Annotated in this window: 12 protein-coding genes, 1 other RNA gene and 1 pseudogene; 2 read left to right on the forward strand and 12 right to left on the reverse strand. The window is 39.9% G+C overall.

Features of this window, described 5'->3' with window-relative positions:
* The 5 genes and pseudogenes from pgi to tgt form a co-directional block, all read right to left on the reverse strand.
* A pseudogene (pgi, locus tag B3473_RS02785) lies at positions 1-259 on the reverse strand (glucose-6-phosphate isomerase); the annotation flags it as partial.
* Between the two features lie 271 nt (positions 260-530).
* Positions 531-616, reverse strand: an RNA gene (ffs, locus tag B3473_RS02790) — signal recognition particle sRNA small type.
* A gap of 37 nt (positions 617-653) precedes the next feature.
* Entirely contained in the window at positions 654-1,154 is a 501-nt protein-coding gene (gene tadA, locus B3473_RS02795) for a tRNA adenosine(34) deaminase TadA (protein WP_168261174.1), read from the reverse strand.
* Positions 1,154-1,930, reverse strand: a complete 777-nt coding sequence (locus B3473_RS02800; RefSeq protein ID WP_154454928.1) for an MBL fold metallo-hydrolase — start codon at positions 1,928-1,930, stop codon at positions 1,154-1,156. Before B3473_RS02800 ends, tadA begins: the two co-directional genes overlap by 1 nt.
* 71 nt (positions 1,931-2,001) lie before the next feature.
* Complete coding sequence (gene tgt / locus B3473_RS02805; RefSeq protein ID WP_154454927.1) at positions 2,002-3,144, reverse strand: tRNA guanosine(34) transglycosylase Tgt; 1,143 nt, start codon at positions 3,142-3,144, stop codon at positions 2,002-2,004.
* A 182-nt stretch (positions 3,145-3,326) separates the two neighbouring features.
* Here tgt and B3473_RS02810 point away from each other — a divergent pair, with 182 nt between their 5' ends.
* On the forward strand, positions 3,327-4,088 hold the full coding sequence (locus B3473_RS02810; protein ID WP_154454926.1) for a DUF975 family protein: 762 nt from the start codon (positions 3,327-3,329) through the stop codon (positions 4,086-4,088).
* Between the two features lie 47 nt (positions 4,089-4,135).
* On the opposite strand, the gene perR is transcribed toward B3473_RS02810, so the two are convergent.
* The 6 genes from perR to B3473_RS02840 form a co-directional block, all read right to left on the reverse strand.
* Positions 4,136-4,630: a peroxide-responsive transcriptional repressor PerR gene (perR, locus tag B3473_RS02815; RefSeq protein ID WP_154454925.1), complete on the reverse strand. Its 495-nt coding sequence runs from the start codon at positions 4,628-4,630 to the stop codon at positions 4,136-4,138.
* Between the two features lie 178 nt (positions 4,631-4,808).
* On the reverse strand, positions 4,809-5,234 hold the full coding sequence (locus B3473_RS02820) for a CoA-binding protein (protein ID WP_154454924.1): 426 nt from the start codon (positions 5,232-5,234) through the stop codon (positions 4,809-4,811).
* Between the two features lie 87 nt (positions 5,235-5,321).
* A complete protein-coding gene (gene polA, locus B3473_RS02825) occupies positions 5,322-7,958 on the reverse strand; it encodes a DNA polymerase I (RefSeq protein ID WP_293651161.1) in 2,637 nt (878 codons plus the stop codon).
* A gap of 227 nt (positions 7,959-8,185) precedes the next feature.
* Positions 8,186-9,133, reverse strand: coding sequence for an AEC family transporter (locus B3473_RS02830; protein WP_154454923.1), 948 nt, complete (start codon positions 9,131-9,133; stop codon positions 8,186-8,188).
* A 131-nt stretch (positions 9,134-9,264) separates the two neighbouring features.
* Positions 9,265-10,512: a hypothetical protein gene (locus B3473_RS02835; protein WP_058814305.1), complete on the reverse strand. Its 1,248-nt coding sequence runs from the start codon at positions 10,510-10,512 to the stop codon at positions 9,265-9,267.
* A gap of 244 nt (positions 10,513-10,756) precedes the next feature.
* Entirely contained in the window at positions 10,757-12,049 is a 1,293-nt protein-coding gene (locus B3473_RS02840) for an adenylosuccinate synthase (RefSeq protein ID WP_293651159.1), read from the reverse strand.
* A gap of 409 nt (positions 12,050-12,458) precedes the next feature.
* Between B3473_RS02840 and gshAB the strand changes: the two genes are divergently transcribed.
* A complete protein-coding gene (gshAB, locus tag B3473_RS02845) occupies positions 12,459-14,708 on the forward strand; it encodes a bifunctional glutamate--cysteine ligase GshA/glutathione synthetase GshB (RefSeq protein WP_293651160.1) in 2,250 nt (749 codons plus the stop codon).
* A gap of 71 nt (positions 14,709-14,779) precedes the next feature.
* On the opposite strand, the gene B3473_RS02850 is transcribed toward gshAB, so the two are convergent.
* A complete protein-coding gene (locus B3473_RS02850; protein ID WP_115255525.1) occupies positions 14,780-15,898 on the reverse strand; it encodes an AAA family ATPase in 1,119 nt (372 codons plus the stop codon).
* Positions 15,899-16,013 lie beyond the last annotated feature (115 nt).

A 16,013-nucleotide genomic window follows, 5' to 3' on the forward strand; every position in this document is an offset into this window, starting at 1 on the left:
GGTATGAACCACCAATACCGATAACAACAAGCACTTCGCTGTCTGATTGGATTTTAGCAGCAGCTTTTTGAATACGAGCAAATTCTTCTTTGTCGTAGTTTTCTGGAAGGTCTAACCAACCAAGGAAGTCAGAACCAGGACCTGTTCCTTTGCGCAAGTACTCATCAGCGGCACTTACTTGAGCTTGCATAAAATCAACTTCTTCTTGTTCAACAAATTGACCTAAAAGCTTTGAATAATCAAATGTAATATGTGTCATTTTTATCCTCCTCGAATACAATCTCTCTTCTATATTACTCTTTTATCCTTTATTTTTCAATGATTTTTAACAAAATAGGTCAAATAAATAAAGCGTTTGCTATTTTCAGAAAACATTCAGAAAAAGTACACAAAAATCAAGTTTTTTCTGTAAAAAAACAACATAAAAAGTCCTAAAAATTNNACGAAGTTCGTCCTCTCTAGGTGTTAGCTTTTCATCTACCCACTACAGTTGACAAAGAGCCTAAAAATTTAGGCACCTATTTTTAGAAATAAAAAAAGAGCACACACCTACAATCGCTTAGGGCTGCTGGATTCCTCCCCTGACCCACTTCACGCGAAGATGTTGCTCCGATAAGTATTATATCATAATTAAGAAATGATGCAAGCCAGAACTATGCTTTTGCCTGTTTTTGTTGGGCTTTTTTCTTTTCGCGATTACGACGGAAAAAATCTTGCATAATTCCCGCGCATTCAGCTTCTAGAATCCCTGTTTCCACCTCAACTCGGTGATTGAGGCGAACATCGGTCAAAATATCGTACAGGCTCCCAGCACCGCCAAATTTTTGATTAGTAGCTCCGTAAATCACCTGCGGAATGCGAGCTAATCCAATAGCACCGCTGCACATGACGCAAGGTTCAATGGTGACAAACAAGGTGCTATCCAGTAAACGCCAGTTGCCCTCTTTTTCGTTGGCTTCGTTAATGGCCATGATTTCAGCGTGTAAAATAGCTTTTTGCTGCTCCTCACGCGCATTGTGCCCACGACCGATAATCTCACCGTCTTTGACGATAACGCAACCGATAGGAATTTCACCTTTGGCTAATGACTTTTGTGCTTCTTTGAGCGCTTCTCGCATAAAATACGCCTTTTCTTCCTGCGTAAATGCTGACATTACAAGTCACCTAATTGCCATGATTTGTGCGGCACGGCTAAATCAACAGGAACGTCTTTGGCATAGTGTTGGGTTTGTTCTTTCAGCACTTGCAAGTGTTTTGTCGCATCAATGCCTTCTGGTGGAATTGGTGGGGTATGTGTCAAAACAAGGGATTTAACGGCTGCTTTATGGGCAATTTCGCCAGCTTCCTTGCTTGTCAAATGAGCTGGGTGGTTTTCATTGCCTTCATAAAGGTAAACATCCGCTAAAAAGAGGTCTGCATCCTTGGCAAATGCATCCAAGCCATCAAAGTAACCCGTATCACCAGTAAAGACTAGGACTTGACCAGTAGCTCTTTCAACGATACGAAAAGCGTAGCAAGGAACTGGGTGAACGGTTTTGATAAAGGTCACATCAAAAGGACCAATGTGTTCAACACCTGTCACATCATAAGCTCTACCTTCTGAAACGCCAAGCATAGTTAATTTGTCAAATTCATACAAGTCTTCCTTGTGTCCATAAATTGGCAAAACTTTTGGTGTCCAAAGGTGTTTTGGATACAATTGGAAATAGTGGCGCAACACACCCAAGTCAGCGATGTGGTCAGGATGATAATGCGAAATAATCACGGCATCCAAATCAATCGGGCTGATTTCTTTTTCCAGTTCTGTCACGGCACGACTACCGCAGTCCATCAATAATTGAAAACCATCTTCACCAGTAACGAGATAAGAAGTTGTTCCACCGTCATCGTGTGGATAAGCTCCCCAACAACCAAGTGCTGTTAACTTCATAGTACACCCCTCCTTTATTTATAAACCATTATAACACAAAAAGACCCAACCTTGACAGGTTGAGTGAAGTCTCAGAAATTACGGTCGCTTCGATTGTAACCGTAGCGTTCAAAGAAATCTTCACGAAATTCCAAAAGATTGTCATCCATAATGGCTTGACGGACTTTTTTCATCAAGTTGACAAGGAAGTAAAGGTTGTGGTAACTTGTCAAACGCAAACCAAAGGTTTCATCAGCTTTTAGCAAATGACGGATGTAAGCACGCGTGTAATTGCGGCAAGTGTAGCAATCACAGTCATGGTCAAGCGGTGTAAAGTCTTCGGCATATTGGGCGTTTTTAACCACCAAACGTCCTTCGCTGGTCATGCAGGTACCGTTTCGAGCGATACGCGTTGGCAAGACACAGTCAAACATATCAATTCCTCGGATAACCCCATCAATCAAGCTATCAGGTGCTCCAACACCCATCAAGTAACGTGGTTTATTTTCAGGCAAAATAGGCACCGTGAAATCCAAAACCGCGTTCATTTCGGCGTGTGATTCCCCAACAGCTAAACCACCGATAGAATATCCTGGAAAATCCATGCTAACCAAGTCATGAGCTGACTGGCGGCGAAGGTCTTCAAATCCAGCCCCTTGCACGATACCAAACAAGCCTTGGTCATGTGGTCGGCGGTGTGCTTTCAAACCACGTTCTGCCCAACGGCTAGTACGCTCGATAGATTTTTTAACGTAATCATAAGGTTGGTAGAATTGTGGGCATTCATCAAAACTCATCATGATATCAGAACCCAAATTATTCTGAATCGAAATGGCTTTTTCTGGAGAGAGGAACATCTTAGCACCGTTGAGGTGGTTTTTAAAGGTTACCCCTTCTTCTGTGATATTACGCGTTTCTGCTAATGAATAAACCTGAAAACCACCACTATCTGTCAAGATGGCTTGGTCCCAATTCATAAATTTGTGCAGACCGCCAGCACGCGCAATCAAATCATCACCTGGACGCAACCAAAGGTGATAGGTATTGGCCAAAATAATACCAGAACCCATTTCTTTGAGTTCTTCTGGGGATTGAGTCTTAACAGTAGCCTGCGTTCCCACAGGCATAAACATTGGTGTCGGGAAAGTGCCGTGCGGTGTGATAATCTCACCCAAACGCGCTCCCGTGTGTTTTTCTTTCTTAATTAAACGATATTTAATGGGATAATCTGTCATATTTTCTCCTAGCTACCACAAAAAACAGTTGTGGGCAATGTCAATACATTCTCAAAATAATGGTAAAAATAACCTTTACGATTCTACCAAAAAAGTAGCTGTTTGTCATGCAGTTCTTATTATATGCTATTTCTAATACAATATGTTATAATAAAAAGCACGATTAAAGGAGGTTTTTTGACATGACTGCTTCAGAAACACGCCGACAAGCGCGAGAGTTTCTTAAAACACTGACTGGTAAATACCAGCTCTTTATTGTTACTATCATTTTATCTATTTTAACCATTTCCCTATCTTACCGTCAAACCATCGTTTCTTATGGTGATGTGACCACATTTGTGAATTTTTCAACCTCACTTCCACCACTTATTCAAATTTTATTGACCCTATTTTTAGCGTCAGCAAGTTATGCGGTGCTTGATGTGCTACGTGCCAAAAGAACCGAAGTGAGCGTTTCAGACAATATGATTGTCTTTTCAAACGAACTCTTTTGGAAATTTGTTGTGACAGCTATTGTTAAATGGTTCTTCATTTTCTTGTGGTCTTTGATTGCTATTGCTGGTGGTGTGATTTTATCACTTGGTATGGTCGTTAGCGTTGACAACAACCTAGCTGGTTCTGCTATCATTTTCGTTGGTTGCGCTATAGCTCTTATTGGAACATTCTTTGCCATCATGAAGCAATACGCTTATAGTATGACGACATACGTGCTTTACGACGAAGTCAACAACGGTACTTACCGAGGACCTCGTCAAGTGATTGCCAAAAGCCAAGCCTTGATGGATGGTAACAAATGGCGTTTCTTCTGCCTTGAGTTTAGCTTCATCGGTTGGGATATTTTGACCGCCCTTACCTTTGGTTTGCTTTACTTCTACACGCTACCATACAGAACAACTGCAAACCTTATCTTCTACGAAAACTTGCTTGAACAAGAAGAAATCTAAAAAAAGCCTTTCAGCCAGTAGTGGTTGAAAGGCTTTTTTATTGTCCCTCATTCTTCATAAAGAGCAAGGGGTGAGCGTCCTGATTGCTTGACATCTTCTTGACACTTGGGGCAAAGACCGTGGGCGGTTACCTGTATTTTTGTGATTTGGTAGCCCGTTTGCTCGTAAGCTTCTTTTCCAATGTCAATCGCATCCACATCCATAAAATCAGCGATGGCACCGCAGCATTTGCAAATGATATTGATGTGCTGGTGTCCCATAAAATCATAGTAAGTGGTTGGATTGTTTGTGACCTTTAATTCCGTCACAAATCCCTCATCGACTAAAACTTTTATATTATTATAAACCGTTGCCAAACTCAAACTTGGGTGTTCTGGCAACAAATCTTTGTAAATTTTATCGGCACTAGGATGCTCGGTGCTATTTATCAGATAAGCAATGATAGCTTTACGTGTTTCCGTGATACGAATGTGTTTTGCCCTTAAATGCTCAATCACATTTTCATAAGCATCTAACGGACGATGATGGGTATGAATATCCATAGCAAAGCCTCCTTCCTCGTTTGCTGTATTCATTATAACACAGTTTAAAAGCTAAGAAAGAAAGCGGTGCTCGTTTTATTTTTGTCTTTATCGACAAAAAATTCTTGAAATTCATTTTATATATAATGCAAAAAGAGCATAAAAACTGAGAGTCGCTTTCTGCGAACTCTCAGTTTTTTCATAATAAGTTTTGATATTCAATCTTGATGCATTTATTCATGACGATGTTATCACGGCCTGCAGCTTGTAACAGATCAGCAGCTTCTTGGCTTTCTAGACCAAGTTGTGCCCAGAAAATATCGGCATCTGTTTCTAGGAAATCTTTAGCGACTTCTGGAAGAAATTCACTGCGTCTGAAAACATCCACAATATCAATGTGAACAGGAACATCTTGCAACCTAGCATAAGCTGTTTCATTTAAAACCTTCTGCCCTGCTAATTTGGGATTGACAGGAATAATGGTGTAGCCTGCTTCTTGCATGATCTTAGAAACACGGTAAGCAGCACTGTCCTCACGATGAGATAGCCCAACCACAGCAATGGTTTTAGCATTTTTCAGATAGTCCGCTATCACGGTTTGGCTCGGATTTTGGAAAGTAGTCATCGCAGAAACCTCCTAAAAATGTCTTTTCTTCAGTATAACACACTTCTTTCTAAAAATGAGATGACAAACCTTGCCATCTCATGTCTTTTATTTAGCTTCGTACCAAGTTTGCCCTGCATTTTCGTCTGCAATAAGTGGTACTGACAAATCAATTGCAGATTCCATGGTTTCTTTAACCAATTTTTTAACGGTTTCAAGCTCATCTTTTGGCACTTGAAGAATGATTTCATCGTGCACTTGCAGCAACATTTTAGTCTTGAATTGTCCCTCAACCAAGGCTTTATCAAGGTTAATCATGGCAATTTTGAGAATATCGGCAGCACTTCCTTGAATAGGCGAATTGATAGCGGTACGTTCGGCAAATTGACGGACGTTGAAGTTGCGAGCATTGATATCTGGCAACTCACGGCGGCGGTGGAAGAGTGTTTCCACATAGCCTTTATCTTTGGCATCACGCACCACGCGCTCCATGTAATTCTTGATGCCTGGGTAGCGTTCAAAGTACGTGTCAATGTACTGCTTGGCCAATTTCCGCGGAATGCCTAAGTTGTTGGCAAGCCCATAGTCTGAAATACCATAGACAATACCAAAGTTTACTGCCTTAGCATTGCGACGGTCATTTGGCGTCACGTCTTCTGGCTTGTCAATACCAAAGACACGCATGGCAGTTGAGGTGTGGATATCTGCTCCCTCACGGAAAGCCGCAATCAAATGCTCATCATTTGAAATGTGGGCAAGCACACGCAATTCAATTTGCGAGTAGTCCGAACTCAACAAGAACTCATCTTCTGTTTCAGGCACAAAAGCTTTTCGAATCAAGCGCCCTTGTTCCAAACGCACAGGGATATTTTGCAAGTTCGGGTCCACACTTGATAGACGTCCTGTCTGCGTCAAATCTTGCAAATAGCGGGTATGGATTTTGCCGTCTTGTAAAATGAAATCCTGCAAACCAACGATATAAGTGGATTGGAGCTTGGCAATTTGGCGGTATTCCAAAATTTTAGACACAATTGGAGAAATCGGGGCCAAACGTTCCAAAACATCTACGGCCGTTGAATAGCCTGTCTTGGTTTTCTTGGTGTAGCTAGTTGGCAACTGCATCTTGTCAAACAACAATTCACCCAATTGTTTTGGTGAGTTGATGTTGAATTCCATGCCTGCTAGGTCATAGATTTCCTGTGTCAATTCGTCAATAACGGCTTGGTTGGCTGCTTCCATATCTTGCAAGGTCGCTTTTTTTACGGAAATACCTGCGATTTCCATTTTCGCCAAGACATTTGCTAAAGGTTGCTCCATGTCAACTAACAAACTGGCTTGTTGGTGCTCAGCCAATTTGTCTAACATGGCTTGTTCTGAGTCGTTCAAAACAATGATTTTACGAGCTAAATGGCTGAGCAGCACCGCTTTTTCAGGAACAGCACGCTTAACGCCCTTGCCATAAACGGCCTCATCACTATCCAAAACGTGGTTGGTGTAAAGTCTAGCAATGGTTGACAATTCATTGTCCTCAACCGTTGATAAGAGGTACTTGGCAAGACGGCTGTCAAAGGCTGGCGCTGGCAAATCAATGCCTAAATGACTGAGTAGGACCTTGCTCCGTTTGAAATCGTAGGTCTTGATTGGCTTAGCCAAAGCGGCTTGGAACAAATCATCCTTGAGGAGTTCAAGATTGGTTGACGCATAAATCGCCTTGTCATTTCCCCAAGCAAAGCCAATGATAGGCTCAACGTGGTAATTGTCGCCCAAAATTTCAAAATAGAAAAATTGGTCATCTGTGAACATATCCGCACGCAAGCTGTCCACTTCTGTATAAGCCACGTCAAATGTTTCTTGCTTCTTAGGAGTACCTAAGCTGTCTTTAAACTGCTTGAAGCCCATGTCATCGTAAAAAGGCACCAATTTATCCAAATCAGGTCCTTGGTAGGCAATATCATCCAAACCAATGGTGATAGGAGCCGTCACATCAATGGTCGCCAAGGTCTTAGACAAGAAAGCTTGCTCTTTGTCGTTAATCAAGTTTTCCTTCATCTTAGACTTTTTCATGCCGTCAATGTTGTCATAAATGCCTTCCAGACTGCCGTATTCTAAGAGCAGTTTCAGACCTGTCTTTTCACCGATTTTGGTCACGCCAGGGATGTTGTCCGATTTATCCCCCATCAACGCCTTAAGATCAATGAATTGTTTGGGTGTGATACCCATTTTTTCCATGAGGTAAGCTGGGGTAAAGGCTTCAAATTCAGCCACGCCTTTTTTGGAAATCTCAACCGTGGTGTTGTTATCCGCCAGCTGAATCAAATCCTTGTCCCCGCTGACAATAGTCACATCGTACTCGTCTTCGTTTTCGGCTAATTTATCCAAAGTTCCGATGATGTCGTCAGCCTCGTAATTCACCAAATCGTAAAAAGTAATGCCCAAGGCGGTCAACATCTCACGAATGTAAGGCAGCTGCTCACGAAATTCTTCTGGCGTCTTGGCACGACCAGCCTTGTAATCTTCGTACATTTCCGTACGGAAAGTGGTCTTACCCGCATCAAAAGCCACCAAAACGTGCGTTGGCTGCACACGCTCTAGCAAGTGATTTAACATGAGGTGAAAGCCGTAAATGGCATTGGTATGCAAACCTGTTCGGTTTTTAAAACGGTCAATCTGATTGTATAAGGCAAAAAAAGCACGGTAGGCAACCGATGACCCATCAATTAAAAGTAATTTTTTCTTGTTTTCCATGGCTTTATTATAACACATCTTGAGCTATCTCCTCTCCTCTTACGCACGATAGCTTGGCAAATGCTAATATTTAAATTTTCTTTAAGGCAATCCTTTTATACTATAGTCATTCCTAAAACTTTTCCAGTTAGTACCGCTAACTGACTATCATCCTAACAGACAGTTGCTGGAAGGATGTATCTTTTTCATAATCTCCTTAAAGTCTAGCCTAGCTAGGCTTTTTGTTTTTAGCCTAACAAGCTAACCAAAGACATCAAAATAGGCACAACCAGCAAGGTGAGTAGGGTGGATTCGGTAACCATAATAGCCGCATAATCCGCATCGGCACCGTACAATTTGGCTACGACAGGAGCATTGGTCATCACGGGCATGGCTGATTGGAGGATAAAGACTTGTTTCATCAATTGTGGCATTTGGGTGTGTTTGACAATGATTAACATCAAAAGCGGAGCAATCACGAAACGCCCGACTAAGACCAAGACATTGTCTTTGGTAAATCGCAAACGTGACAGCCCTACATTTGCCACCGAAATCCCAATGAAAATCATCGACAAAGGGATGGTCAAATTGCCCAAATATTGGAAATCACTCAATAAGAAAGCTGGGAGTTTGATATTTAAAAGAACCAAAATCACCCCAATGATGAATCCCATAAGTGGTGGCGAGAAGATTTTCTTCAAGGTTCCTCGCAAATCAAGCGTGACTTCTTTGCGACCATCTCTTTGAATCAAATAAGTCCCTATAGTCCAGAAAAACGTCGTGTTACACATGTAATAAACCAAGACATAAGGAATACTTTTATCCCCAAAAAGTGCTTGATTGATAGGAAGTCCCACAAAAATCGTATTAGAATTAAAAAACATAGAAACAAATAAGCCCTGATGCTTTTTATCAATCAAGAATAAATGAGCTACCGCTACAGCAATAGCTAATAAAATCACCATTGAAAGCGCTGGAAAACGCAATTGTGACAGCATTTCAAGCAACTCTTTTGCCGTAAAACGCCCAACAATGGTTGAAATCATATAGCATGGTAATGCTACTTGTGTTACCAACTTGGCAATGAGATTCGGCGCTTTTTCATCGAACCAACCTTTTTTGGTTAGCACATAACCGACTAATACCATGATAAGAATAATCAGAACACCCGAAAAACTACTCACAAACCTTGCCATTGCTTACTTCCTTTTCACCTTTTAGTTTCAGTATAGCATATTTTTAGCGCTTTCTTAACTACTTTTATGAATATTACCCCAGTCATTTAAAAAAGCTAGAAAAATAATATTTCTAGCTTTCTTATTCTTGATTAATCATCATTTTCCGAATCGAACACTTGCTCAACGTGGTCATGAATATCTTTTTTAATTTCTTTTGTTTCAACGACAGATTCTTCACCTAGTTGTTGATATTCTACTTTATCTTTCTTAGTAAATTTCTTATCATCGTCATATTTTTTAGAAATCAAGGAAATCATGCGGCGACGAAGATGTTTTTCGTCCTGCACATTACCTTTTTCACGAATCCAAGCTTGAAGCAAAACAACCAACATAATCAAGCCAATGTAACCAAGGATTGGATACATGACAGAAACCAGTTGTTTAAAACCAAGGAAGGACAAGGCATAACCACTTACGACAAAAAAAATCATGTCACGTTTAAACTGACTTTCACCTTTATTTTCAGAAAAGCGTTTTGCTAAAGCATAGTAAAGACTAAAGGCTGTGTTGAAAATAAGCCCAAATACGACAAGGGAATAGGCAAAAGCAAACCAAGGATGGATTTCATTGGCAAGTACTAACATTGGAATATCTGCAGAAGCAATCTTTCCAACATTGACAAACAAGACAAGTGAGGTAATCGCAATAATCAGACCGACAATTGCACCACCAAGTGTTCCCCCTTTTTCAGCAACGCCAATACGAATAATTGAACCACCAAGGACAAAAGCCATTGATACCCCAGTCATCACACAAATGGCGAAGTAATTAAGAACAGACACCCAAATATTTGGCATATTTGTCGGTAGAGTCTTAGCTACTGTATTTAACTGTTCAAAGTCAAAAGAATGTCCAATCAGACTATGACCAGCAATGATCAATACCATGATAATAACAATCGGCGTGAAAATCCCAATAATCTGAGTAATTTTCTCAAAATCAAGGAAACTTACAAAAATCACAAGGAGAACACAGATTAAAGCTCCTAACCAAGTGGGCAATCCAAATTGTTGATTAAGGTTAGAACCCGCTCCAGCAATCATGACAAATCCAATGACATAACAAGAAATAATCAAAGCAATGTCTAATACACGATTGGTAAAAGGATGGGCAATCTTTGAAAGCACCTCTGAGTGGTCATTCGAACGATAGTAACTTCCTAATGTCACGATAATACGTCCAAATATAGCATTCAAAATCCCTAAAACAATAACGCCAATCATTCCCCAGATACCAAATCCGACAAAATATTGCATCAAATCCTGTCCCGAAGAAAGTCCAGCACCAACAATAATACCAACATAAGCCAGTGCAATTGATAAAATTCGTTTAACCATTTTTCCTCCTTTTTAAATCAGGCAACATTAATAGGTTAACAAAAACAGATTAAGACAAAATGACGATTGTAATCTCAGTATGACATTTGTTAAATTTCCGTGAAAATTTTCACGTTATTTACAACTCTTTTTCAAGCAAATGCCATTTAAAAAATAAGGGTATTTCTTACCTTCATTTTAGCACAAAACCCCGCCAGAAAGCTTCTGGCAGGGTTTGCTTTTATAAAGATTTTTTTCAACTTAATTAAATATTTGCCCAAACTGATTCAAGGATGTTAGTTTGATCTCGATCTGGTCCAACTGAGAATGTTGAAATGCGAACACCAACGAGTTCACCAACACGGCGAACGTAGTCACGAGCATTTTCGGGAAGTTCATCTAGGCTACGGCAACCTGTGATGTCTTCTGACCAACCTGGCAATTCTTCGTAGATTGGTTTACAACGTTTCAATTGTTCAAGACTTGCTGGGTAGTGGTCGATACGTTGACCGTCAAGGTCGTATGCCACACAGATTTTAACAGTATCAAGTCCTGAAAGAACGTCGATTGAGTTAAGTGACAAGTTTGTGATACCTGATACGCGGCGGCTGTGACGCATAACAACTGAGTCAAACCAACCAACACGACGTGGACGTCCAGTTGTTGTACCATATTCGTGACCGATTTCACGGATACGATCTCCAACTTCATCTAGAAGTTCTGTTGGGAACGGACCGTCACCAACACGGCTTGTGTAAGCTTTACATACACCGACAACTTTATTGATCTTGCTTGGACCAACACCTGAACCGATTGTTACCCCACCAGCAACTGGGTTTGAAGAAGTAACAAATGGGTAAGTTCCTTGGTCGATATCAAGCATAACACCTTGTGCACCTTCGAAAAGAACACGTTTACCAGCGTCAAGAGCATCATTCAAGATAACTGATGTATCTGTAACGTAATCTTTGATTTGTTGACCATATTCATAATATTCTTCAAAGATATCTTCAAATTTGATTGGTTCGCATTCGTACATTTTTTCGAAAAGACGATTCTTTTCTTGCAAGTTCACGCGCAAACGTTCTGCAAAGATATCTTTGTCCAAAAGGTCAGCAATTCGAATACCGACACGCGCTGCTTTATCCATGTAAGCAGGGCCGATACCTTTGTTTGTTGTCCCAATTTTGTTATCACCTTTAGAAGATTCTTGCAAACGGTCAAGTTTGATGTGATATGGCAAAATAACGTGTGCACGGTCTGAAATACGAAGACTATCTGTCTTAATACCTTCATCGTGCAAGTATTTCAATTCAGTTACCAATGATTTTGGATTAACAACTACACCATTTCCGATAACTGAGATTTTCTCTGGGAAGAAAATACCTGATGGAATCAAATGCAATTTGAATTTTTTACCGTCGATAACGATAGTGTGTCCTGCATTATCTCCACCTTGATAACGTGCAATCACTTCAGCATCTTGTGACAAGAAGTCAGTGATTTTACCTTTACCTTCATCACCCCATTGGGTACCAACAACTACTACTGATGTCATATTCTGTTCGATACTGATACGAAATCACCTAGCGAGCAAATAAAAACGATACTAACTTATCCAGCCTGTCGTCTCCATCTCCAAGCTAAAATTCGTATCTTCGTCCTTTCTCTACAACTTGGCAGGAATCTCACCTGCGAGTTTGTCTTACAATTTATTATATGACTTTTCTGTGTTTTTTTCAATATTTGACCTTGAGATTTTATTTTTTCCGAACTTTTTTTGAAAAAACGGCTTTTTTTCACATATTTTCTCTCATAGTTAAAATATTCAAACAACTCTTGGTAAAGCAAAAATTTTTTCATAGCAAATCTTTGCATTTTCAGACGCTTTTCCATAGAATAAATTTACATTAAAATGTATACCGTTTACATCATAATCATAGTAATTAGAGTAGCGAGGAATTACCATGTCACTTAATGGTTTACTAGAAAAATCACCAGCGACTTTGCCTATTCTTCAAGCAACTTTTGGGTTAGAAAGAGAAAGTCTTCGAATTGGAAAAGACCACCGTATCGCACAAACTGACCACCCTGCTTGCCTAGGCAGTCGCTCCTTTCACCCTTACATTCAGACGGACTACAGTGAAGCACAGCTAGAACTTATCACGCCTATCGCTCATTCCACAAAAGAAGCGCTCCGCTTTTTGGGAGCACTGACTGATGTTGCTGGCCGTTCCATCGATAAGTCTGAATACCTCTGGCCTTTATCAATACCACCAAAACTATGTGAAACAGACATTCACATTGCCAAGCTAGAGGATGACTACGAGTGCTACTACAGAAAACACTTGGCTGACGTTTATGGAAAAACACTGCAATCAATGTCTGGTATTCACTTCAACATGGAGCTTGGAAAAGATTTGGTCGCAAGCCTTTTTAAAGAAAGCGGCTATCAGTCTATTATTGATTTTAAGAATGATATTCACCTTAAATTAGCTCAGAATTTCCTACGTTTTCGTTGGCTTTTAACTTATCTGTATGGGGCTTCGCCAATAGCTGAAGAAGGCTTTTTTAGTAAAACTTTAGCCAAACCCGTTCGCTCTATCCGAAACAGTCACTTAGGTTATGTTAATCATAAAGACATTCAGGTTTCTTACGAAAGCTTGGAAAAATACATTTCTGATATTGAGGCTTACATAGCTTCTGGCAAGTTGATTGCTGAAAAAGAATTTTACTCTGCGGTTCGCCTGCGTGGCAGCAAGCATGTTCGTGACTATCTGACAAATGGTGTCACTTACCTTGAACTGCGCACTTTTGACCTCAATCCTTTTGATAACCGTGGAATTACTCAAGAGACACTTGATACCGTGCACCTTTTTGTTCTTGCGCTTCTTTGGTTAGATAGTAGCTCTGCTATTGACCAAGACATCACAGAGGCTAGCAAGCTAAATGACAAAATTGCACTTAGCCACCCTCTAGATAAATTGCCTGAAGATGCTCCCGTCGAAAGCATCCTTTTAGCTATGCAAGGAATTGTCGATTACTTTGAATTATCTGACTATTATCAAGGGCTTATCGATGCTATCAAAAATCAGATTGAGCATCCTGAACAAACTATCGCTGGACGCTTGCTAGAAGAGATTGACACCCTATCATTAGAATCTTTTGGGCAAAAACAAGGTCAAGCCTTTCACGATTATGCTTGGCAAGCCCCTTACGCACTCAAAGGCTATGAAAACATGGAATTATCAACACAATTATTGATGTTTGATGCCATCCAAAAAGGTGTTCACTTAGAGATTCTCGACGAAAACGACCAATTCATCAAACTTTGGCACGGTGACCACGTCGAATACGTTAAAAATGCCAACATGACCGGCAAAGACAGCTACATCACACCACTTATCATGGAAAATAAAGTTGTCACTAAAAAACTATTGTCAAAAGCTGGTTTCCCAGTTCCAAAAGGTGAAGAATTCGCTGATAAAGCTGCTGCGCTCCGCTATTTCTCACAAATCAAAGACAAAGCTATCGTCGTCAAACCAAAATCAACTAACTTTGGACTTGGTATTTCTATTTTCAAGGAATCTGCCGACCTAACAGCTTATCAAAAAGCCTTGGATATCGCCTTCGCTGAAGATGATACTGTTCTTATTGAAGAATTCATTTCAGGTACGGAATACCGCTTTTTCGTCCTAGATGGCAAATGTGAAGCTGTGCTACTGCGTGTTCCTGCTAACGTCGTCGGAGACGGCAAGCACACCATCGCTCAATTAGTAGAGATGAAAAATCAAGACCCACTACGTGGACGTGACCACCGTTCTCCACTTGAAATCATTGACCTTGGCGATGTTGAAAAGCTCATGCTCCAACAACAAGGTTACACGCCTGATGATATTCCAGCTGACAGAGTCCGAGTTGATTTGCGACGTAACTCTAACATTTCAACAGGTGGAGATTCCATTGATGTGACAGACATTATGCCAGACGATTATAAAACATTAGCTGCGCAAATGGCTAGAGCTGTTGGTGCTTGGGTGTGTGGAGTTGATTTGATTATTCCTGATAAGAGTCTTCCTGCAAGCAAAGAAGAGCCAAACTGTGCTTGTATTGAACTCAATTTCAACCCTGCTATTTACCTTCACACTTATTGTCACGAGGGTCCAGGACAAGCACTTACACCAAAAATCCTAGCCAAACTTTTCCCTGAGGTTTAAGAAAGTTAAAAAATCAAATCCCTCAGCAGAAAATGAGAGATATAAAAATAACGGAGAGCATTTGCTCACCGTTATTTGTTTACGTCTTCTGTTTTTAAAGTATAGGTTGGAATATCTGATTCAATGATTTGCATCAGTTGGTTACGACTTGGTGTAGCTGTTTCTTTTGATAACCTTTTAGATTGAGCTAATACAACATCATCAAAGAAATTTCTAACTAAGCGACCATTTGAGAAGTTTTCATCCTGTTCTTTCAGCTTGCAATCAAACCACTCTCTTACTTTTAAAAGTGCTGTCTCAGTAGGCCTATACTCATAAGAATTACAATCAAATGTAAAGATGTCAACCAACTCATCTAGTGTATAATCTGGGAAATCAATAAAAGTATTGAATCTAGATTTCAAACCTGGGTTAGATTGGAAAAACTTATCCATCAAATCAGAATAACCTGCCACAATCACGACTAAATCATCACGATAATCTTCCAAAGCTTTAGTTAATTCTGTTAAACATTCTCTACCATAGCTATCACTTTTTTCATTTTCTGTAATGCTATAAGCTTCATCAATGAATAACACTCCTCCTTTAGCACGGTTAACCAGTTTTTTAACCTTAATCGCTGTTTGTCCCTGATATTCTGCAATCAAATCTGTCCGACTAGCTTCGATAAAGTGTCCTTTACTCAATAAGCCAAGTGATTTATACATTTTTCCAACAATACGAGCGACCGTTGTTTTAGCTGTTCCAGGATTTCCTAAAAATGCCATGTGTAAAGTTTTATTAGATTTCTTCAATCCTGCTTTAACACGAGCTTGTTGAATTTTATTAAATGTAATTAAATCATTAACTTGCTCTTTTACAGCTGTCAAACCTACCAGTTTATTCAAATCTTCTTGTAGGTCGTCTAATGATTTATTTGACGATGTCTTAAGTCGCTGATAACTTTCATCAATTTGCTTTGAACCTAGATAAAGATAAAGTAATTGAAGAATTATTGCCTGATTTTTTGCAAATGTTTCCTGATGATGTTTCAAATGTCCCAATTGATTAATTAATGCCAACACTGCAGCATCATTTTTATTATCAACAATATCCAAAGCAATTTTTTCAAAGGCTTTGTCTTTTTGTAATTGAAGATCTAATTTTTGACACTCATCAAGTAACTTTTGACGGTATTCACTTGATATCATTAAAACACCCCGCTAACTAGTAAAATTAACAATACAACCACAGCTACAAAATTCACACCTAGTCCGATTGATAGATACTGAATCTTTTTACCAGCTTCTTCTTGAAGACGCTTAG

It is taken from the genome of Streptococcus sp. UBA632 (genome assembly GCF_002300045.1).
Classification (GTDB): domain Bacteria; phylum Bacillota; class Bacilli; order Lactobacillales; family Streptococcaceae; genus Streptococcus; species Streptococcus alactolyticus.

What these genes read in the sequence shown, in the direction of transcription:
- tadA (WP_168261174.1), bottom strand. Translation starts at nt 1,154, where the DNA reads ATGTCAGCATTTACGCAGGAAGAAAAGGCGTATTTTATGCGAGAAGCG.
- B3473_RS02800 (WP_154454928.1), bottom strand. Translation starts at nt 1,930, where the DNA reads ATGAAGTTAACAGCACTTGGTTGTTGGGGAGCTTATCCACACGATGAC.
- tgt (WP_154454927.1), bottom strand. Translation starts at nt 3,144, where the DNA reads ATGACAGATTATCCCATTAAATATCGTTTAATTAAGAAAGAAAAACAC.
- B3473_RS02810 (WP_154454926.1), top strand. Translation starts at nt 3,327, where the DNA reads ATGACTGCTTCAGAAACACGCCGACAAGCGCGAGAGTTTCTTAAAACA.
- perR (WP_154454925.1), bottom strand. Translation starts at nt 4,630, where the DNA reads ATGGATATTCATACCCATCATCGTCCGTTAGATGCTTATGAAAATGTG.
- B3473_RS02820 (WP_154454924.1), bottom strand. Translation starts at nt 5,234, where the DNA reads ATGACTACTTTCCAAAATCCGAGCCAAACCGTGATAGCGGACTATCTG.
- polA (WP_293651161.1), bottom strand. Translation starts at nt 7,958, where the DNA reads ATGGAAAACAAGAAAAAATTACTTTTAATTGATGGGTCATCGGTTGCC.
- B3473_RS02830 (WP_154454923.1), bottom strand. Translation starts at nt 9,133, where the DNA reads ATGGCAAGGTTTGTGAGTAGTTTTTCGGGTGTTCTGATTATTCTTATC.
- B3473_RS02835 (WP_058814305.1), bottom strand. Translation starts at nt 10,512, where the DNA reads ATGGTTAAACGAATTTTATCAATTGCACTGGCTTATGTTGGTATTATT.
- B3473_RS02840 (WP_293651159.1), bottom strand. Translation starts at nt 12,049, where the DNA reads ATGACATCAGTAGTAGTTGTTGGTACCCAATGGGGTGATGAAGGTAAA.
- gshAB (WP_293651160.1), top strand. Translation starts at nt 12,459, where the DNA reads ATGTCACTTAATGGTTTACTAGAAAAATCACCAGCGACTTTGCCTATT.
- B3473_RS02850 (WP_115255525.1), bottom strand. Translation starts at nt 15,898, where the DNA reads ATGATATCAAGTGAATACCGTCAAAAGTTACTTGATGAGTGTCAAAAA.